This is a genomic window from Bradyrhizobium elkanii USDA 76, assembly GCF_023278185.1.
Lineage (GTDB): Bacteria > Pseudomonadota > Alphaproteobacteria > Rhizobiales > Xanthobacteraceae > Bradyrhizobium > Bradyrhizobium elkanii.
The window spans coordinates 319,009-338,040 of sequence record NZ_CP066356.1; the positions used below are offsets into that span (position 1 = coordinate 319,009).

Below are 19,032 nucleotides of genomic sequence, written 5' to 3' on the forward strand. Positions count from 1 at the left end.
CACAAGTCACTGATTTAACTAAAAAAATCTCAAATCGGGGAAGGTCAAAGGGATGAATATAGGTTCATCCTTTGTGCCTTGTTTTTGACTCGGATTCACTCAAAAAATTCCGGTTCCGCCCCCTGCCGGTAGAGGTCAATTAACGGCCAGCCCCTGTATATTGGGCAAATGATTTGTTTTTGCGCCGAGCGCTTTCCCTGGCGGCGGATATGGCAAAGTTCGGGCGAACTCCTGCTCCCCGGACTCTCAGAAATGGCTACTCGCGCGCTCCTCTATCGGCGGCCTGCCGAACCCGCGACCGTATTGGTCAGACACGGCTCCCAGTTCTTCACCGTCAGGTTGCGCCGGCACAGGCGCGCGCGCCGCTACACGCTCAGGATACATCCGACCGATCGCGAAGCGATCCTGACGATGCCGCCGCGCGGCACGATCCCCGAAGCCAAGGAGTTCGCCAATCTCCATGGCGGCTGGATCGCCGCCCGTCTCGGCCGCTTGCCGAAGGCGGCGCCGTTCCAGCCCGGCACCGTGGTGCCGTTGCGCGGCGTGCCGCATCGCCTGGTGCACCGATCGGGGGAGCGCGGCACGGTGTGGACCGAGACGCGCGACAGCGGCGAGAAGATCATTTGCGTCGCCGGCGGCGTCGAGCACATGGACCGCCGGGTGCATGACTTCCTCAAGCGCGAGGCGCGCAAGGATCTGCAGAAGGCGGCACAGCTGCACGCGGCCGAACTCGGCGTGCGGGTGCGGCGGCTTTCGATTCGCGATCAGTCCAGCCGTTGGGGCTCGTGCACCTCGGCGGGATCTCTGTCGTTTTCGTGGCGGCTGATCCTGGCGCCACCCTTCGTGCTCGATTACCTCGCCGCGCACGAGGTCGCCCATCTCGTCGAGATGAACCACTCGGCGCGGTTCTGGCGGGTGGTCGACAAGGTCTGCGCGTCGGTGACGCGCGCCAAGAACTGGCTCGATACCTACGGCAACGACCTGCACCGCTACGGGATTCAGGAGTAGGGGAACGCTTGGTCCCGAACGTTGCTGTCATCGCCCGCGAAAGCGGGCGATCCAGTATTCCAGAATGCCCCTCGCGTAGCCCGGATGGAGCGCAGCGCAATCCGGGGCGGCTCTCAACGCGGCGCGACCGGTCCCCGGATTTCGCTTCGCTTCATCCGGGCTACGACGTGACGTGAACTGTCCGCCTAAAGCGCGATGTGATTAGGTTGAATCGTCATCGCGCTTTAGCTCTTTGTTTGAGCATGGTCTTTTCGGAAAACCGCTTCGCACTTTTCCGGATCATGCTTTAGAGCCTACCGAAACAACCGATCCGCCAGCCAGCCGTCCAGGCCTGCCGCAGCCTCCGGCCGCGCGTTCGGATTGGGTGGCGCCGCGGCGCGCGCCGGCGTCGGCGATGGCGGGCGATAATAGCTGCCGCCGGATGGTCCCGGCGGCTGCGGTGCCTGCATCGGCGGCTGAATCTGCATCGGCCCCGCCGGCGCGGACGGCGCGGTGACCTGCGACGAGATCTGCATCAGGTTCGCCGGCCCCCAACTGCCTTGCGAGTTCGGGATCGCGGCGACCGGCACGCCCTGATGCGCCGCCTTCATGAAGCGGGTCCATACTTCGACCGGCAAGCCGCCGCCGGTCGCCTTCTTGGTCGGTGAATTGTCGTCATTGCCGAGCCAGACGCCGGTGACGAGCTTGGCGGTGTAGCCGATGAACCAGGCGTCGCGATAATCCTGGCTGGTGCCGGTCTTGCCGGCGGCGGTCCAGCCCGGAATCTCCGCCTTGCGCGCGGTGCCGGAGATCAGCGTCTCGCGCATCATGCTGTTCATCATCGAATCATAGCGCGGCTCGATCACCTGGTTGGGCGGATCGGTCGGACGGTCATAGAGCAGCTTGCCCGAACTGGTCTTGATCTTGGTCACCACATGCGGCGACACCACGTAGCCGCCATTGGCGAACGGCGCATAGGCGCCGACCAGCTCGATCACGGAGACTTCCGAGGTGCCGAGCGCGATCGAGACGTTGGGCTCCAGCTTGGAGGAGATGCCGAGCCGGTGCGCGGTGCGCACCACATTCTTGGCGCCGACCTCGACGCCGAGCCGCACCGCGACCGTGTTCAGCGACATCGCCAGCGCCTGGGTCAATGTCACCGAGCCGAAATATTCGTGGGTGTAGTTCTCCGGCTTCCAGCCCTTGATGTCGAGCGGCGCGTCGGTGCGGATGGTGTCCGGCGTCAGCCCTGCTTCGACCGCGGTGAGATAGACGAACGGCTTGAACGCCGAGCCTGGCTGCCGCTTCGCGGTGACCGCGCGATTGTACTGGCTCTCCGAGTAGTTCCGGCCGCCGACCATGGCGCGCACCGCACCGTCCGGCGTCATCGCCACCAGCGCGCCCTGGCTGACATTGAACTTCACGCTTTTGGCGGCGAGCTCATCGATGATGGCGGCTTCGGCGACGTTCTGCAGCTTCGGATCGATCGTGGTCTGCACCACGATGTCCTGGTCGATCTGTCCGACCAGATCATCGAGCACTTCGCCGATCCAGTCGGCGACATAGTTCACGGTGCCGGCGCCGGCCGGCTTCACCGCGATCGAGGGCTGGCCGATCGAGGCCTTGGCCTGTGCCTCGGTGATGAACTTGGCGTCGGCCATCGCCGCCAGCACGACCTGCGCGCGCTGCTCGGCGCCTTCCGGGTTGCGGTTTGGCGCCAGCCGCGACGGCGATTTGACGAGGCCGGCCAGCATCGCGGCTTCCGGCAGCGTGACGTTCTTCGCCGACTTGCCGAAATAGCGCTGCGCTGCGGCCTCGACGCCATAGGCGCCGGAACCGAAATAGACCCGGTTGAGATAGAGCTCGAGGATCTCGTTCTTGGAATGCTTGCGCTCCAGCCAGAGCGCGAGCTCGGCCTCCTGCAGCTTGCGCTGCATGGTGCGCTCCTGGGTCAGGAACAGGTTCTTGGCGAGCTGCTGGGTCAGCGTCGAGCCGCCCTGCGAGACGCCGCGGTGCAGGAGGTTGGTCACCGCCGCGCGCAAGATGCCGACCGGATCGACGCCGTAATGCGAATAGAAGCGGCGGTCCTCGATGGCGATGAAGGCCTTCGGCAGATAGGGCGGCAGATCCTTCAACGCGATGTTGGCGCCGGCCATTTCGCCGCGCTGCGCCAGCACGCTGCCGTCGATGCCGACGATCTGGATCGTCGGCGGACGCTTGGGAATCTCCAGCGACTGGATCGGCGGCAGATGCGCGCCGACCCACACCACGACACCGATCACTGCAATGCCGGCCCAAAGGCCGAGCACCGCGGTCCAATAGAACAGGCGGCCGATCCCGAAGCCGCGCGACTTGCTGCGCCGCTTGCTGCCGCTGCGCGACGGGCGCGGTTTCTCGCTACCGGAATCGCTGCTCTTGTCGGTGCTCTTGTCGCTGCTCTTGGGTTTGGATTTGGCGGGCTTGTCGTCGCCGCCGCCGGGAATGCGATCGGACGGCGACAGTCGGAGGTCGGCAAGCGCGGCCGGAAGCCCGAACAGCGGCTCCTTGCGCGCACCGCCTTTTTTACGTCCCCACGCCATCCGCAACGCTCGCACCCTGACAGGGACGCACGCTAGCGTTCCCGGTTTAAGGGGCGGTTACGCAAAGCTTAACGGGGGATTAGGAGGTGAGGCAGCGCGTGCTACATTGAGATGGAACAAGAAAACGAAGGAGCACCGCATGGGCCATATCGATCCGACCAAGGACGTCTTCGCGCAATTCCGGGACAACAACCGGCCGGGCCCGATCCACATGCTCAACCTGGTGCGCCTGCGCGAATGGGCGGCCTATCCCGACGGCCGCAAGGCCACCGGCGCGGAGGCTTATGCGGCCTATGGCCGCGAGAGCGGGCCGGTGTTCGAACGGCTCGGCGGCCGCATCGTCTGGCAAGGCCGCTTCGAGCTGATGCTGATCGGCCCGCAAGAGGAGCGCTGGGATCACTGCTTCATCGCGGAATATCCAAGCGTCGCCGCCTTCGTCGAGATGATCCGCGATCCGGTCTATCGCGAGGCGGTGAAACACCGCCAGGCCGCGGTGGACGATTCCCGCCTGATCCGCCATGCCGTGCTGCCGGTCGGCAAGAATTTCGGCGAGATTCCGAAGTGATATCGTAGCAAAGCGCGATATTCATTCCGTCATCCTGAGGCGCGAGCGGAGCGAGCCTCGAAGGATGCACGGCCCAGCTGTGTCAGCAGCCGGGCCGTCGACCCTTCGAGACGGCCGCTATGCGGCCTCCTCAGGGTGACGGGTTTTACTCGTCATGCGCGGGCTTGACCCGCGCATCCATCGGAGAAAAGGCCTTCTCAATTGATGGCTTGCCGGGTCAAGCCCGGCAATGACGAGCTCCAAAAACAAATCGGCGGCCCGGAGGCCGCCGATTGCATTTCAAACCTGCGCGAACCGGCTAGCCCGCCGGGCCGGCGTCCTCGAGGATCGGGCCGAACAGCTCCCAGCGCTCGCCGTTGAAGCGCATCATCTGCAGCTGCTTGTTGACGCGATAGTCGTTCGGCGCGGTGTTGCCCTTGATGCCGGGCAGCGCCATGTCGAGCTCGACATTCTTCAGGTTGGTCGCCTGCTTCAGCACGTTGTCGCGGGTCAGGTCGTCGCCGCACTGCTTCAGCACATGCACCATCAGCTGGGCGGTCGAGTAGCCATAGGTGTTGAAGTTCGAGTTCTTGTCGCCGTCGGGATAGTACTTGGCCATGAAGTCGAAATAGCGCTTCATGCCCGGATCGTCTTTCCACTGCGGATCGGCCGGATCCTTGCCGTAATTGGTGCTGATCAGGCCCTTGGAGGCTTCCAGGCCCGCCGGCTGCAGCACCGCGCCGACCGAGGTCGCGTTGATGTCGACGATGTGGATCGGGTGCCAGCCGAGCTCCGCGATCTTCTTGATCGCCTGCGCCGCCTGCTTCGGCGTCGAGGCCGAGAAGAACAGGTCGGCGCCGGCGTCCTTGATCTTGATCACCTGGGAATCGATGGTCGGGTCGGAGACCTCGTAGGAGGCTTCGGCCACGATCATCTTGGCGGCCTTGTCGCCGAGGCCGGCCTTGATGCCGTTCAGATAATCCTTGCCGAGGTCGTCGTTCTGATAGAGCACGCCGATCTTGGCGTTGGGGTGCTCCTTCAGGATGTACTGGCCGTAGATGCGGCCTTCGACGAAGTAGTTCGGGTTGAAGCCGAGCGTCCAGGGGAAGTTCTTCGGGTCGGTGAACTTCGAGGCGCCGGTGGCGGCAAACAGCTGCGGCACCTTCTTGGCGTTGAGATATTTCTGCACCGCGGCGTTCGACGGCGTGCCGACGATCTGGAAGGTCAAGAGCACCTCGTCGCTCTCGACGAGCTTGCGCACCTGCTCGACGGCCTTCGGCGGCGAATACGCGTCGTCATACTGGATCAGGTTGATCTTGCGGCCGTTGATACCGCCCTGATCGTTGATCATCTTGAAGTAGGCCGCCTGGGTCTTGCCGATCGAGGCATAGGCGGAGGCCGGTCCGGAGAAGGGGACGGTCTGGCCGATCTTGATCTCGGTGTCGCTCGCGCCGGGATCGTACTTCTTCTGCGCAAAGGCCGACGTTGCAGACAGCGCGATCGCGAGCGCCGTTCCCGTGACCAGGTGGAAAATCCCGTTCCTCATAGTGCTGTTTCCCTCACGTGACTGATGGTTGGCCGATGATCTTGTCCGCGGGTTCAAGGTCCCGCGGTCGCCATCGCTGGGCCGGGATACTGGAGGAACCGTTATTGCAACGCAAGGCGAGCGCTGCCGAAAAGGTGAGCGATTTCAGTCAACCAAAGTAGGGGGCGGTGCGAAAAGCAGAATGCTGGGGGAAGTGATGTGCGCGTCACGGAAGGCGGGTTGAGTTCGTCGAACCTACCGCCGTAAACGCATTGTCCCCGTCATCCTGAGGAGCGCGCAGCGCGTCTCGAAGGATGCACGGCCCCGCTGGTGGCCGCCGACCCTTCGAGACGGCCGCTGTGCGGCCTCCTCAGGGTGACGGTGATAAAGTGTGGGAGACAAAAACAAATCGGCGGCCTGGAGGCCGCCGATTGCATCTCAACTCTGTCCGAACGGCTAGCCCGCCGGTCCGGTGTCCTCGATGATCGGGCCGAACAGCTCCCAGCGCTCGCCGTTGAACTTCATCATCTGCATCTGCTTGTTGATGCGGTAGTCGTTCGGTCCCGTCGTGATCGACATGCCCGGCAGCGCGAGGCTCGGCACGAACTTCTTCAGGCTGGTCACCTGCTTCATCAGGTTCTCGCGGGTGAGGTCGTCGCCGCACTGCTTGAGCACCTGGATCAGCAGCTCGGCCGTCGAGTAGCCGTAGGTGTTGACGGTGTTGAGCTTGTCGCCTTCCGGATAATACTTGTCCATGAACGCGAAATAGGCCCTCACGCCGGGATCGTCCTTCCATTGCGGGTCGGCGGGATCCTTGCCGTAATTGGTCGAGATGATGCCCTTGGAGATGTCGAGACCGGCCGGCTTCAGCGTCGCCGACACCGGGCTCGCGTTGATGTCGAGGATGTGCACCGGGTTCCAGTTGAGATCGGCGATCTTGCGGATCGCCTGCGCGGCGAATTTCGGTGTCGAGGCGTCGTAGACCAAATCGACCCCGGCGGCTTTCAGCTTCACGATCTGGGAATCGACCGTCGGGTCGGTTAGCTCGTAGGACACCTCGGTGACGATCATGCTCGCGGCCTTGTCGCCGAGCCCGCTCTTCAGGCCGGTGATGTAGTCGCGGCCGAGATCGTCGTTCTGGTAGAAGATGCCGATCTTGGCGTTCGGGTGATTGGCCAGGATGTATTTGGCGTAGATGCGTCCCTCGGACTGGTAGTTCGGATTGAACGCGATCGTCCACGGCGCATTCTGCGGATCGGAGAAGCGCGAGGCGCCGGTGGAGGCGAGCAGCTGCGGCACCTTCCTGGCATTCAGGTATTTCTGCACTGCGGCATTCGACGGCGTGCCGATGATCTGAAACGTGAACAGCACCTCGTCGCCCTCGACGAGCTTGCGCACCTGCTCGACCGCCTTCGGCGGCGAATAGGCGTCGTCATACTGGATCAGGTTGAGCTTGCGGCCGTTGATGCCGCCCTGCTCGTTGATCATCTTGATATAGGCGGCCTGGGTCTTGCCGATGCCGGCATAGGCGGATGCCGGGCCCGAGAATGGCACGGTCTGGCCGATCTTGATCTCGGTGTCGGTCGCGCCGACGTCGTATTTCTTCTGCGCGGTGGCCGATGTAACCGACAACGCGATCGCAAGCGCCGTCGCAGCGAGCAATTGCACGCTTCTCATGTCCGTGACCTCCCATGTTGCCGGTGATCTTGTCCGCAAGCGATGGCCGGCGGATGTCACCGTTGTCAGGGATGATGGAGGAACGTCGGGGGCATTGCAAGACGACGCACCCTGCGCGCGATGTCGCGCTGAACGGAATCCGGGTGGACGACGACGTTCCCGGTTGCGAAAAATGCCGCCGATCGATGCTGATTTCAGTGAGGCGACCATGGCCGACCGCAAGACTGCACGGACCTTCAACCTCGACCGGCTCAAGACGCCGATCGGCACGGCGCTGCTGGTGACCGATGATGACGGCGTGCTGCGCGCGCTCGACTGGGACGACTATGAAGGGCGCATGCTCGATCTGCTGCGGCTGCATTATGGCGCCGTGACGCTGCGGGACGGCCGTGCGCCGGCTGCGATGCGCAAGGCGCTCGGCGATTACTTCAAGGGCGATCTCGATCGGCTCACCGATATCGAATGGCGCGTCGCCGGCACGCCGTTCCAGCAGAAGGTCTGGCACGCGCTGCCGAAGATTGCGCCGGGCACCACCATGAGCTACGGCGCGCTGGCGGCGAAACTGAATGCACCGAACGCGATGCGCGCGGTCGGCCATGCCAACGGCTCCAACCCGATCAGCGTCGTCGTGCCGTGCCACCGCCTGATCGGCGCCAACGGCTCGCTGGTCAAATATGGCGGTGGGCTGGAGCGCAAGCGCTGGTTGCTGCGCCACGAGGGCGTGGAGGTGTAGCGGCCCACTTCAGCCGCCGATGCGGTAATCAATCGAGATCTTCGCGGGGCATGTTGCGCAGATCGCGCACGATATAGAGGAACACAACGAACGAGGGCACCCACGCGAGGATCGCTCCTGCCAGCATCGCATCGACCGTCGTCATGAAGACTCCCTCAAGCGCTGTTGGCACTCGCCGTCAGATCGGCTTTTTGACGAGGGGCCGGTTCTGGGGAAGGGATACAGCCACTTCCAATAGGCCTTGTTGCGCTCCAGCTGCCGCTTGTGGACGTCGCGGCACTTCGTCGAGCAAAACTGCTCAAAATACCAGCTATGCCGGATCAGCCCGAAAGGCCGTTTGCATCCCGGGTTTCCGCAACGGGCTGTCATGACACTGCCTCCGCATTCGAGCGCGTGAACCAGCGGATGAAATTCTCCTGACCTTTGTAAAGGCACAGGCGTCCGCAATAGCGTTCACCCGCCGGATTTCGCAAACAGATGATCTTGGGCTCTTCGCTGTCACACTGGGCGCAGCGCGGTTCCGCACGCATGGCGACCTCCCTCCGAGGAATTGCCATCTGCCAATCAAAATGTCTGGTGCTGTCCTCGCCGTCGATCTTCCCGAAGGACGACGGTGCCAAATCTTGCGCCGCCGCCGTCCATGCGCAACTTGTCCAGATGTTTTGCGGCATCATCCTTGCGTATAGCCGGCCCGGTGATGGCTGATTGCAACTCACGCGCCCGGCGCCGTGCGGTGCTGCGCGAGGGCGGCATCGAGGCATTTGATCAGGACGTCCCCGTCGCAGGGCTTGATCAGAAAGCAGATCGCTCCAGCCTTCAGCGCCCGGACGCGGTCGCTTTCGACGGAGAACGCCGTGACGAAAATGAACGGAAAGCGGCGCCCGCTGGCAATCAGATGGCTCTGCAGGTCGAGCCCGCTCATGGCCGGCATCCTGACATCCGCGATCACACAGGATGTGTCATTCAGGCGGGGCGAGTGCAGAAATTCCTCGGCCGAGGCGAAGGTCTCGACCGCGTAGCCCAGTGATCTGACGAGATTATCGGTCGCGGTGCGAACCGACAGGTCATCGTCGATGATTGATATCACTGGCGTATTGGACAAGGAGGTTTTCCGTGGCCGCAGGGGGCCTCTGGCGTGTGCATCATGTGGGGGCCACAGTGCGTCGCCAATCGGGGCCGGAGAATCATACTTAGGTTTGCGCCCCGCCGGATGCCTGCCCGATGCCGAGCATCTGCGCCATCCTGACCAGGTCGGGCAATGATTTCGCCGCCATCTTCCGCATGATGTGCCCGCGATGTATCTTGACCGTGATCTCGGCTACGCCGATTTCAGCGGCAACCTGCTTGTTCATGAGCCCCGCGGTGACGAGGCTCATGATCTGGCGTTCACGCGGCGTCAGGGTCGCGAAGGCGGCGCGCAGGTTGGCGAGAACCTTGGCCTCATCGCGACGATTCCTGTCGCGCTCGATCGCTGTCGTGACGGCATCCAGCATGTCCTGATCGCGGAACGGCTTGGTCAGGAAGTCGACCGCGCCGGCCTTCATGGCCCTGACCGTCATCGGGATATCGCCGTGGCCGGTCATGAAGATGATCGGAATGTGGATGCCGACCTTCGCCAGCTCCGCCTGAAAGTCCAGCCCGCTCACCCGCGGCAACCTGATGTCGAGGATCAGGCAGCTCGGGACATCCGGGGGCTTGCGCTGCAGAAATTCATGGGCCGAGCCGAACGCTGCGGTCCGCAGGCCGACGGACCGGAAGGGATTGCTCAGTGCGTCGCGCACGGACGCGTCGTCGTCGACGACGAAGACGATTGGATCTTCGGAGCTTGCCAGACCCGAAGGCGATGCCGCGCGCCCGGTCACCATGCATGATCCTCTTCGCGCAGTGGCAAGGTGAACTGGAACGTCGTGCCGGGGCCGATGTTCGCGGCCACGGACAGGCGGCCTCGGTGGGCTTCGACGATCGATCGACAGATCGACAATCCCATTCCCATGCCGCTGGCCTTGGTGGTGTAGAAGGCGTCGAACAGCCGTTCGGCATTCTCGGTCGCGATCCCGACGCCACAGTCGGTGACCGTGACCACGATCTGCCCGGCCTCGTCATGGCGCGTCCGGATCACGAGTTCCCGCGGCCTGTCCGTGACCGGTTGCATGGCCTCGATGCCATTGAGGACCAGGTTGAGGATGACCTGCTGCAACTGGATACGGTCGGCGACGACAGACGGCAGCGCGGGAGCGAGGTCGAGCTGCAAGGATACGAGATGACTCTGCAGTTCATGCTGCACCAGGCCGATCACCTGGTTGATGACTTCATTGATGTCGAGCGATGCCTTCTGATCGGTGGTCTTGTTCACCATCGCGCGGACGCGCTGGATGACCTCGCCCGCGCGGTTGCCGTCGCTGATGATCGACCTGACCGCGCCGCGGGCTTCGTTCAGATCGGGGGCCGCCCGGTTGAGCCACCGCAGGCATGCCGCGGCATTGGTGACCACGGCGGCAAGCGGCTGGTTCACTTCATGGGCGATCGATGCGGCGAGCTCGCCGAGCGCCGTCACGCGCGTGACGTGCGCGAGGTTGGTCTGCGCTTCGTGCAATTCCGCCTCGGCTCGCTTGCGGGCGGTCACGTCGGTGACCGCTCCGATGAAATCGGTGCCGCCGGAAAGGTTCGTCACCGCATGTGCCCTGGCGTGAACAAACTTGATCGCCCCATTGGGCATCAGCAATCGGTAGCCGTGCTCGAAGTCCTTGCCGTCGAGCGAGGCGCGGTCGATGGTCCGTTGCACGCGGGCGCGATCGTCCGGATGGACGCGCTGCAGCACCGTGGCATGTGTGATGGAAGGGGCCCTGTCGAATTCGAAGATCCTGAACGTCTCTTCCGACCAGATGATCTCGCCGCTGGCGACGTGCCAGCCGAAGCTGCCGGTGTGGCTCAATCGCTGGGCTTCGGTCAGGTACATTTCACTCTGCTGCAGCGCATTTTCGGCGTGCTTGCGCTCGGTGATATCCTCGCATGCGATTAGCACGATCAGCCGATCGTCCAGCCGCCGCACGGCCTTGGCGTTTTCGCGGACCCAAAGCCGGGAACCGTCCTTGCGGACCTTCCGGATTTCCCAATTGTGGGTCTGGCCGATGTTGTCGAGGCATGCCGCGACGTTGCGCTGGACCATATCCCGATCTTCGGCGGCAAAGACCCGCAGCACGGATTGTCCGAGCAGTTCGTCGACGGTGTAGCCGAGCTGTGCCGCGCCGAACGTGTTGACCGACAGCACGAGGCCCGTGGCGTCGACCATGAAGTACATGACCGGGTTGTGTTCGAACACCTCCTTCCATTGCGCTTCGCTGTTGCGCAGCGCCTCCATCGCGCGCTCCTCGCCGCTGGCTCGGCCGCGCAACATGGCTTCCATCCGCCTTTGCGAGCGGGCAACCAGACGGATCATCAACAATGCGGCGGTCAGCGACGCGACGAGCAGCGCCAGGGCAACCAGATGGGCGGGAGCTGCCGGCTGCGGACCAAGCAACAGCCCGATGCAGGTTGCCGCCAGGGCCAGCACCATGCCGCCGAGCAGCCATTGCTCGGCCGACCAGGACTTCGTGGTCGGGTCGCGGATCATCGGCAGCACCAGCACTTGGCCATCATCATGGGCCGCGCCGCGTCGCTTGGTGACGGCGACCATCAGCGGCGACAACGTCGCCCTCCCAACAAACTGTATATTAGCAGCTTTCTTGCCGCCCGGACGGGATCACGCCGGCCTTTTTGGCGGTCCATATCGGCGAGATCGCGCGGAAAGCGAAGCCGTCGAGCGCGCTCAGGTCCAGGTTGCGACCTAAACTCAAGTATGAGTCGTCCCCACCGAATGTAACGGTCTGATCAACCTCCGTTCAATGGCCCGTTCCATCCCGGTGACTACGCTTATTGGGTAATTCGATGACGGTAGAGATTTCCGGGGTTCAGCAATCGCCAATCCGAGACGGAGATTGAAATGCCCAGCGCGCGCCTGCATCTGATCGTTTGCTCCGACGACGTCGACCACGAGGCAAGGCCTCAGAGACGCGATCGCAGCTTCCAGCCTTCCGTTATCGATGGTGGCAAGCAGACGGCAAGCACGCCGGCCGACAACCCGTGGATCGATCTGCTGGACGCATTCGATCTGGGCGTTGTGGTCTGTCAGGCCAGCTATCTGGCCTTGTTGGGAGTGAGCCTGGCGGCGCTGCAGCCGCAATTCGACGTGCCGGATTCAGGGCGATAGATAGCCCGCCCTGAATTCCAAGTCCGGCAGGCTGCCGGGACCGAAGCGCTGGCTGCTCACGCCTGGGTCGCGCATGACGGGTCCGATCACAGCCTCCGTGAGAGCCCGGAATCCATTCCCCGCCTAGCCCCGGCCTGATGGATTCCGGGCTCAGTCCTGCAGGCGTCCTCAGCTGCGCAATGGCGCGCCGGAATGATGGGCGAAGCAGGTCGACGGCGCGGCTCCCGCGCCAGGGTCCGGACCACGGCAAATTGCAGCAATTTTTTCGAAAGATGCCCCCTTCGCTTTAGCCGCTTTTGAAGCACCTGATTATTGGATCTGTCCGGCAACGGCATCGCTCTGCAGAGCTGTGCGTTGGTTCGCGCACTGACAGATCAGGGGCCGGTCATCATGAATCAGGCACAGCAGCACAAGCCGCTTCCCGAAGACAACAATTCCGTCACCAAGGGGGAGGCCGAGGGCGCACGGGGATTGCAGCGCGATCTGCAGGAACGGCTGCAGCCGGAGCATGACGAGCCGGTCAGCGATAGCGCTCCCCATCCCGAAGCACCCGCCGGCTCGGGCCGGATCGTTCGCCGCCTGCTCAAGGTCGGCATTGGCCTTGCCATCGTGGCCGTCTTCGGATGGCTGCCGCTCAGGGCCGTGTTGCAGACCTCGAGCGTGGAGGCCGTGGTCAATGCCAGGATCGTGACCTTGCGGTCGCCGATCGACGGCACCGTGAGCGCGAAGCCGCAGAAATCCACGCAGCTCAGCGTGGTTCGCGAGGGCGATGCGATCCTTCACGTGGTCAACGCGCGCGGCGATCGCGCGCGGCTCGATGATCTCCGGCGACAGATGTCCCGGTTGGAAAATGAGCGCCCGAGTCTGGCCGCCAAGCTTGCGGCCGCCGAGACGGCGCAACAGGATCTTGCCCGCCAGGCCGGCCAGTTCCGTGATGGCCGCATCCTCCAGCTCGAGGCCCGGATCGCCGAAATCCAGACCGCGATCGAGGCCGCCGCCGCGCGGCGGGAGGAGGCCGTGGCCGCGGTCGAGCGGGCGTCGTCGCTGATCAAATCGGGCAGCGTGTCGACGGTCGAAATGGCTCGCCTGACGCGCGAGCAGGCGATCTCGCAGCAGACCGAAATCGGCGCGCGACGGCGCCTCGACGCCGCCAAGGTCGAGCTCACCGCGGTAAGGAACGGCACCTATCTCGGCGACAGCTACAACGACCGGCCGAGCTCCGTGCAGCGCGAGGAGGAGATGCGCCAGCGCGTCAGCGACCTGCGCGCCGATCTGGCGCATGCCGATGCGGAGATCGGCTGGCTGACCCACGAGATCGCCGCCGAGCAGCTGCACTACGTCAACCGGGCCGAAGCCGACATCAAGGCCCCGGTCGGCGGCCGCATCTGGGAGATGATGACCTCGCCCGGCGAGGACGTCAGGGCCGGGCAGCCCTTGCTCAAGCTGCTCGATTGCAGCGGCGCAGTGGTCACGGCGAACGTCACCGAGAGCGTCTACAACGGGCTGAAGCTCGGCGAGCAGGCGAGCTTCGAGCCGAATGACGGCAGCGCCGCGCTCCAGGGCGAGATCGTCAATCTCACCGGCGCGTCGGGCGCGCCCGCGAACCTTGCGATCAATCCGGATGCGCTGAACAAGGAGCCCTATCGGGTGACTGTCTCGATGCCGGCGCTCGACACCACGGGCAAGGATTGCGCGGTCGGCCGCACCGGACGCGTGGTGTTCAACGCGGACGCGGCAAAGTCATGATGGCGGCATTTGCGCCCGGGCTGGTCGCCTTCGGCGCCTGTCTTGCAATCCTGCCCCTGCTCCACCGCGAGCAGACCCTGGCCCGCATCCTGATGACCGGGATGTCGTTCGTCCTGCTCATCCACTATTTCGCGTGGCGGGTGACCCACACCCTGCCGCCTCCGGGCCTCACCGCCGACGCGCTGATCGGCTATCCCTTCGTGGCGGCCGAGGCGGCCTCGATGATCGCGGTGTGTCTCTCGCTGCTGTTCCTCAGCCGGACCATCGACCGCTCACCCGAGGTCAATGCGATCCTGCGTCGATCCAGAGCCAGCGCGGATGCCCCGCTCGTGGACGTCTTCATCTGCACCTACAATGAGGAGAAGGCGATCCTGGAGCGCACCATCATCGGCGCGACCGGGCTCAATTATCCCAATTATCGCGTCTGGGTGCTCGACGACGGCCGCAGGCTCTGGCTGCGCCGGCTCGCCCAGGAGCTCGGCTGCAACTATCTGGCCCGCCCGGACAACCGCCACGCCAAGGCCGGCAACATCAATCATGCGCTCCAGCACGTTTCCGGGCTGGCTGAGCGGCCGGAGTTCATCTCGATCCTCGATGCGGATTTTGTCCCGATGCCGGACTTCCTGACCCGGGCGATGAGCCTGATGCAGGACGGCAGCGTCGGCGTCGTGCAGACGCCGCAGCACTTCATCAACCCGGATCCGATCCAGACCAATCTCGCGGCGACCGATGTGTGGCCCGACGAGCAGCGCTTCTTCTTCGATATCCTGATGCCGGCCAAGGATGCCTGGGACACGGCGTTCTGCTGCGGCACCTCATCGCTGATCCGCTTCTCCGGCCTGATGCAGATCGGCGGCTTCCCGACCGATTCGGTGACGGAGGATTACCTCGTCACGCTGCGCCTGAAGGAGAAGGGATTGCGTACGGTCTATCTGAACGAGCGCCTGACCATCGGCCTCGCGCCGGAGGGACTGAAGGAATATATCACGCAGCGCGGCCGCTGGTGTCTCGGTTTCATGCAGATCTTCCGGGGCCGCAGCGGGCCGTTCTCGCGGCAATCGAAGCTTGCCTTCATGGACCGGCTGTCGCTGGTCGACGCCTTCATGAGCTGGGCGGCGGTCTACAGCACCAAGGTTTTCGGCCTGGTCGTGCCGTGGCTTTATCTGCTGTTCGGGATCAAGGCGGTCCATGCCGACCTGTTCGAGCTGCTGAAATATTTCTTGCCGTTCTATGTCTGGCACGCCTTCACGATGGCCTGGATCTCGCGCGGCCGCTCGCTTGCGATCATGACCGACGTGTCGCAATACATCGCAGCGCCCGCGGTGTTGAAGGCGGTCGTGACCGGCCTCGCCCGGCCGCAGGGCCACAAGTTCAAGGTGACGGCCAAGGGCGGCGACCGCAACCGCCGCTTCATCGAATGGCCGCTGCTGCGGCTCTATGGCGCCGCCCTGCTGATCACGCTGCTGGCGATCGCCTACGCGTTCATCCTGCATCTGCGCGGCGACAGCATCGCCTATGGCGGGCTGGCGCTGGCCTGGAGCCTCTACAATTGCGTCGTACTCGCGATCGTGTGCTTCATCTGCATCGAGCAGCCGCGGCGCCGCAAGGCCGAGCGGTTCGAACGCGACGAGCCGATCCTGATCCATCAGGACGGCGAGATGCGCTTGATCCGGATGGCCGACATCTCGATCTCGGGTGCGCGCTTCATCGATCCCGTCCCGCCCGCCATCGGTTCCTTGATCAAATGCAATGTCTACGGACAGAACGTCGCCGCGACCGTGGTCCGTCGCACCCGCGACGGCTTCGGCGTCCGCTTCGAGGATGCGGTGGCGACGCGGGTCAATGTCGTGCGCGCGTTCTATGCCGGCGAATATGTCCGCGCCTTCCACGGCGTGCGCGCGGCGCCGGTCGGCAAGGCCCTGCTGATGCGGTTGTTCGGTTGATCCGCGGGAATCGAGGCTTCGCAGCCCGGCTTGCCATTCCGTGATCCCCGCGCAAAGGCTTCGCCTTTGTCGCTGGAGGAGCGCGGAACGTGCGTCTCGAAGGATCGACGGCCCGGTCGCTTCCGCGTACTCCCACTCTCTTGCGGAAAACATGTGGCCGTCGATCCTTCGAGACGGCCGCTGCGCGGCCTCCTCAGGATCACGGGTCTTGCACGCTCTCCCGCGTCTTCGATCTACGCCGCCGGCTTCGCCGCCTGGTCCTCGCTCGCCAGCAGATGCAGCAGCGCGCTCTTGATCGCGGCCTGCCGGGTCGGTGCGGTGATCTGGGCGCCGAGCAGGTCGGTGACGTAGAACACGTCGCGGGCACGTTCGCCGAAGGTCGCGACATGGGCCGAGGCGATGTTGAGGTTGAGCTTCGAGATCGCGGTGGTGAGCTGGTAGAGCAGGCCGGGCCGGTCGAGACCGGAGACCTCGATCACGGTGTAGCGGTCGGACCACTGGTTGTTGATGGTCACCTCGGGCTCGACGATGAACGGCCGCGCCTTGCTGCGGACAGTGCGCTTGGCGACCGCCTCGGGCAGCCGCAGCTTGCCTTCCAGCACGTGCTCGATCATCTCGCCGATCCGCGTCGCGCGGCGGCCCTCATCCTCGTCGCGGTCGTATTCGCGTGAGATCGAGATGGTGTCGAGCGCGCGGCCGTCGGTCGTGGTGTAGATCTGGGCGTCGACGATGTTGGCGCCGGCCGACGCGCAGGCACCCGCGATGATCGACAACAGCCAGGGATGGTCGGTCGCCAGGATCGTCAGCTCGGTGACGGCGCGGACCTCGTCGAAGCCGACATTGATCGCGAGCTTGTGGCCGGCCTGCTCGCTGGCGCGGATGAAGCGGGCCTGGCGGATCTTGCGCGGCAGCTCGACCTTGAGCCAGTAGGCCGGATAATGCCGGCCGATATAGGCGTTGAGCTCCGCCTCCGGCCATTCGGTGAAGGCGCGGCGGAACTCGGCTTGCGCCACCGCGATGCGCTGGGCGCGGTTGACCTCGGAGAAACCGCCGGTCAGCACCGGCTCGGTCTCGTAATACAGCGTGCGCAACAGCTGCGCCTTCCAGCCGTTCCACACGCCCGGGCCGACGCCGCGGATGTCGGCCGTGGTCAGGATCGTCAGCAGCTTCATCTGCTCGACCGACTGCACCACGGCGGCGAAATTCTCGATGGTCTTGCGGTCGGACAGGTCGCGCGATTGCGCCACCGTCGACATCGTCAAATGCTCCTCGATCAGCCACGCCACCAGCTCGGTGTCGGCCGCCGAGAAGCCGAGCCGCGGGCACAGCCGCCGCGCCACCTTGGCGCCGGCGATCGAATGGTCTTCCGGCCGGCCCTTGGCGATGTCGTGCAGCAGGGTCGCGATATAGATCACCGGGCGGTGCTCGGGGCGGATCTTGCGGAACAGGTCGCTGGCGACCGTGAACTCCTCGTTGCCGCCGCGCTCGATGTCCTGCAGGTAGCCGATGCAGCGGAGCAGATGCTCGTCCACCGTGTAGTGGTGGTACATGTTGAACTGCATCATCGACACGATCTTGCCGAAGGCGCGGATGAAGTGGCCGAGCACGCCGGTCTCGTTCATCCGCCGCAGCACGATCTCCGCGTTGTCGGAGGTCAGGATCTCCATGAACAGGCGGTTGGCTTCGTCGTTCTCGCGCAGCTGGGTGTTGATCAGCTTGAGCGAGCGCGTCACCGTGCGCATCGCATCGGGGTGGAAGGCGAGGTTGTTCTGCTGCGCGAGGCGGAAGATCCGGATCAGATTGACCGGATCGTGCTTGAACACGTCGGGCGCGGCGAGGTTGATGCGGTTGTTGTCGACGATGAAGTCGTCGCTGCCGTTGACCCGCCGCCGCTTGGTGCCGGGCCGCAGCCGCGCCACCATCCGGCTCAGCACCGGCGCCGGCTTGTTGTGCTCTTCCTCGAGCTTGGCGCACAGGATCGCGGTGAGGTCGCCGACGTCCTTGGCGATCAGGAAGTAGTGCTTCATGAAGCGCTCGACGTCCTGCATGCCGGGATGCGAGGTGTAGCCGAGGCGGACCGCGATCTCGCGCTGCATGTCGAACGACAGCCGTTCCTCGGCGCGTCCGGCGAAGAAGTGCAGATTGCAGCGCACCGACCACAGGAAGTCGGCGCAACGGCGGAAGGTGCGGTATTCCTGTGCGTCGAACACGCCGCGTTCCAGCAGCTCATCGGTCTCGCGCACGCGGTAGACGTATTTGGCGATCCAGAACAGCGTATGCAGGTCGCGCAGGCCGCCCTTGCCGTCCTTGACGTTGGGCTCGACCAGATAGCGCGACTGGCCGGCGCGGCGATGCCGCTCCTCGCGCTCGGCAAGCTTGGCGGTGACGAATTCCGACGCGGTGCCCTGCACCACTTCCTTGTCGAAGCGCTCGACCAGCTCGTCATAGAGCGGCTGGTCGCCGGTCAGGAAGCGCGTCTCCAGGATCGCGGTGCGGATCGTCATGTCGCCGCGCGCCTGACGGATCGATTCATCGACCGAGCGCGTGGCGTGGCCGACCTTCAGCCCCATGTCCCAGAGGCAATAGAGAATGGCTTCGGCAACCTGTTCGCCCCAGGCGGTCTGCTTGTAGGGCAGGATGAACAGCAGGTCGATGTCGGATTCCGGCGCCATCAGCCCGCGGCCATAGCCGCCGGTCGCCACCACGGCCATGCGTTCGGCGCCCGAGGGGATCGGCGAATGATAGAGATGCCGGGTCGCCGCCGCGTAGAGGATGCGGATGATCTCGTCCTGCACGAAGCAGAGCCGTTCGGCGCAGCGGCGGCCGTGACGGTCCTTCAGCAGCAGCGCCTGCGCCGTGGCGCGCGCCGCGATCAGCTCGGCCTTGAGCAGCTGCGCCATCGCGGCGCGGAACTGGTCCTCGCGGCCGGCGTGCTGTTCGGCAAGTGCATTGACCGCCGCGGTGATCCGCACGGTCTCGAAACGATCATCCGCTTCAGGGCGGGCCTCGGCTACGACGCTGTCCATAGGTTCATCCGATATCGGACAGAGCT

14 protein-coding genes are annotated in these 19,032 nt (G+C 64.4%); 6 read left to right on the forward strand and 8 right to left on the reverse strand.

Annotated elements, in window-relative coordinates; genetic code table 11:
* The first annotated feature begins 168 nt into the window (after positions 1-168).
* Positions 169-1,008, forward strand: coding sequence for a M48 family metallopeptidase (locus JEY66_RS01485; protein ID WP_026192005.1), 840 nt, complete (start codon positions 169-171; stop codon positions 1,006-1,008).
* A 293-nt stretch (positions 1,009-1,301) separates the two neighbouring features.
* Here JEY66_RS01485 and JEY66_RS01490 read toward each other — a convergent pair whose 3' ends face one another.
* Positions 1,302-3,566: a transglycosylase domain-containing protein gene (locus JEY66_RS01490; protein ID WP_016845519.1), complete on the reverse strand. Its 2,265-nt coding sequence runs from the start codon at positions 3,564-3,566 to the stop codon at positions 1,302-1,304.
* 139 nt (positions 3,567-3,705) lie between these two features.
* Here JEY66_RS01490 and JEY66_RS01495 point away from each other — a divergent pair, with 139 nt between their 5' ends.
* Positions 3,706-4,131 (forward strand): DUF1330 domain-containing protein, encoded by a 426-nt coding sequence (locus JEY66_RS01495; protein WP_016845520.1) that lies wholly within the window; start codon positions 3,706-3,708, stop codon positions 4,129-4,131.
* Between the two features lie 298 nt (positions 4,132-4,429).
* Here JEY66_RS01495 and JEY66_RS01500 read toward each other — a convergent pair whose 3' ends face one another.
* Positions 4,430-5,656 carry an ABC transporter substrate-binding protein gene (locus tag JEY66_RS01500; RefSeq protein WP_018269220.1) on the reverse strand — a complete coding sequence of 409 codons (1,227 nt, stop codon included), beginning with the start codon at positions 5,654-5,656 and terminating at the stop codon, positions 4,430-4,432.
* Positions 5,657-6,091: 435 nt separating this feature from the next.
* Positions 6,092-7,312 carry an ABC transporter substrate-binding protein gene (locus tag JEY66_RS01505; RefSeq protein WP_018269219.1) on the reverse strand — a complete coding sequence of 407 codons (1,221 nt, stop codon included), beginning with the start codon at positions 7,310-7,312 and terminating at the stop codon, positions 6,092-6,094.
* A 208-nt stretch (positions 7,313-7,520) separates the two neighbouring features.
* Here JEY66_RS01505 and JEY66_RS01510 point away from each other — a divergent pair, with 208 nt between their 5' ends.
* Positions 7,521-8,045: a methylated-DNA--[protein]-cysteine S-methyltransferase gene (locus JEY66_RS01510; protein ID WP_026192004.1), complete on the forward strand. Its 525-nt coding sequence runs from the start codon at positions 7,521-7,523 to the stop codon at positions 8,043-8,045.
* A 365-nt stretch (positions 8,046-8,410) separates the two neighbouring features.
* On the opposite strand, the gene JEY66_RS01515 is transcribed toward JEY66_RS01510, so the two are convergent.
* The 4 genes from JEY66_RS01515 to JEY66_RS01530 form a co-directional block, all read right to left on the reverse strand.
* Positions 8,411-8,716, reverse strand: coding sequence for a hypothetical protein (locus JEY66_RS01515; protein ID WP_157183406.1), 306 nt, complete (start codon positions 8,714-8,716; stop codon positions 8,411-8,413).
* A gap of 41 nt (positions 8,717-8,757) precedes the next feature.
* Positions 8,758-9,147 carry a response regulator transcription factor gene (locus JEY66_RS01520; protein ID WP_210291220.1) on the reverse strand — a complete coding sequence of 130 codons (390 nt, stop codon included), beginning with the start codon at positions 9,145-9,147 and terminating at the stop codon, positions 8,758-8,760.
* Between the two features lie 88 nt (positions 9,148-9,235).
* Positions 9,236-9,910: a response regulator transcription factor gene (locus JEY66_RS01525; protein ID WP_018269218.1), complete on the reverse strand. Its 675-nt coding sequence runs from the start codon at positions 9,908-9,910 to the stop codon at positions 9,236-9,238.
* Positions 9,904-11,730 carry a PAS domain-containing sensor histidine kinase gene (locus tag JEY66_RS01530; RefSeq protein ID WP_016845530.1) on the reverse strand — a complete coding sequence of 609 codons (1,827 nt, stop codon included), beginning with the start codon at positions 11,728-11,730 and terminating at the stop codon, positions 9,904-9,906. The genes JEY66_RS01525 and JEY66_RS01530 overlap by 7 nt, the downstream gene beginning before the upstream one ends.
* A 294-nt stretch (positions 11,731-12,024) precedes the next feature.
* On the opposite strand from JEY66_RS01530, the gene JEY66_RS01535 reads away from it, so the two are divergent.
* The 3 genes from JEY66_RS01535 (at position 12,025) to JEY66_RS01545 (ending at position 15,980) form a co-directional block, all read left to right on the forward strand.
* Positions 12,025-12,291 carry a hypothetical protein gene (locus tag JEY66_RS01535; RefSeq protein WP_016845531.1) on the forward strand — a complete coding sequence of 89 codons (267 nt, stop codon included), beginning with the start codon at positions 12,025-12,027 and terminating at the stop codon, positions 12,289-12,291.
* Positions 12,292-12,681: 390 nt separating this feature from the next.
* Positions 12,682-14,037 carry an HlyD family secretion protein gene (locus JEY66_RS01540; RefSeq protein ID WP_240536779.1) on the forward strand — a complete coding sequence of 452 codons (1,356 nt, stop codon included), beginning with the start codon at positions 12,682-12,684 and terminating at the stop codon, positions 14,035-14,037.
* Positions 14,034-15,980: a glycosyltransferase gene (locus tag JEY66_RS01545; RefSeq protein ID WP_026192002.1), complete on the forward strand. Its 1,947-nt coding sequence runs from the start codon at positions 14,034-14,036 to the stop codon at positions 15,978-15,980. The genes JEY66_RS01540 and JEY66_RS01545 overlap by 4 nt, the downstream gene beginning before the upstream one ends.
* A 233-nt stretch (positions 15,981-16,213) precedes the next feature.
* Here JEY66_RS01545 and JEY66_RS01550 read toward each other — a convergent pair whose 3' ends face one another.
* Positions 16,214-19,006, reverse strand: a complete 2,793-nt coding sequence (locus JEY66_RS01550; protein ID WP_018269216.1) for a [protein-PII] uridylyltransferase — start codon at positions 19,004-19,006, stop codon at positions 16,214-16,216.
* Positions 19,007-19,032: the final 26 nt, after the last annotated feature.

Coding starts and splice junctions, on each gene's coding strand:
- JEY66_RS01485 (WP_026192005.1), top strand. CDS start 169: ATGATTTGTTTTTGCGCCGAGCGCTTTCCCTGGCGGCGGATATGGCAA.
- JEY66_RS01490 (WP_016845519.1), bottom strand. CDS start 3,566: ATGGCGTGGGGACGTAAAAAAGGCGGTGCGCGCAAGGAGCCGCTGTTC.
- JEY66_RS01495 (WP_016845520.1), top strand. CDS start 3,706: ATGGGCCATATCGATCCGACCAAGGACGTCTTCGCGCAATTCCGGGAC.
- JEY66_RS01500 (WP_018269220.1), bottom strand. CDS start 5,656: ATGAGGAACGGGATTTTCCACCTGGTCACGGGAACGGCGCTCGCGATC.
- JEY66_RS01505 (WP_018269219.1), bottom strand. CDS start 7,312: ATGAGAAGCGTGCAATTGCTCGCTGCGACGGCGCTTGCGATCGCGTTG.
- JEY66_RS01510 (WP_026192004.1), top strand. CDS start 7,521: ATGGCCGACCGCAAGACTGCACGGACCTTCAACCTCGACCGGCTCAAG.
- JEY66_RS01515 (WP_157183406.1), bottom strand. CDS start 8,716: ATGCCGCAAAACATCTGGACAAGTTGCGCATGGACGGCGGCGGCGCAA.
- JEY66_RS01525 (WP_018269218.1), bottom strand. CDS start 9,910: ATGGTGACCGGGCGCGCGGCATCGCCTTCGGGTCTGGCAAGCTCCGAA.
- JEY66_RS01535 (WP_016845531.1), top strand. CDS start 12,025: ATGCCCAGCGCGCGCCTGCATCTGATCGTTTGCTCCGACGACGTCGAC.
- JEY66_RS01540 (WP_240536779.1), top strand. CDS start 12,682: ATGAATCAGGCACAGCAGCACAAGCCGCTTCCCGAAGACAACAATTCC.
- JEY66_RS01545 (WP_026192002.1), top strand. CDS start 14,034: ATGATGGCGGCATTTGCGCCCGGGCTGGTCGCCTTCGGCGCCTGTCTT.
- JEY66_RS01550 (WP_018269216.1), bottom strand. CDS start 19,006: ATGGACAGCGTCGTAGCCGAGGCCCGCCCTGAAGCGGATGATCGTTTC.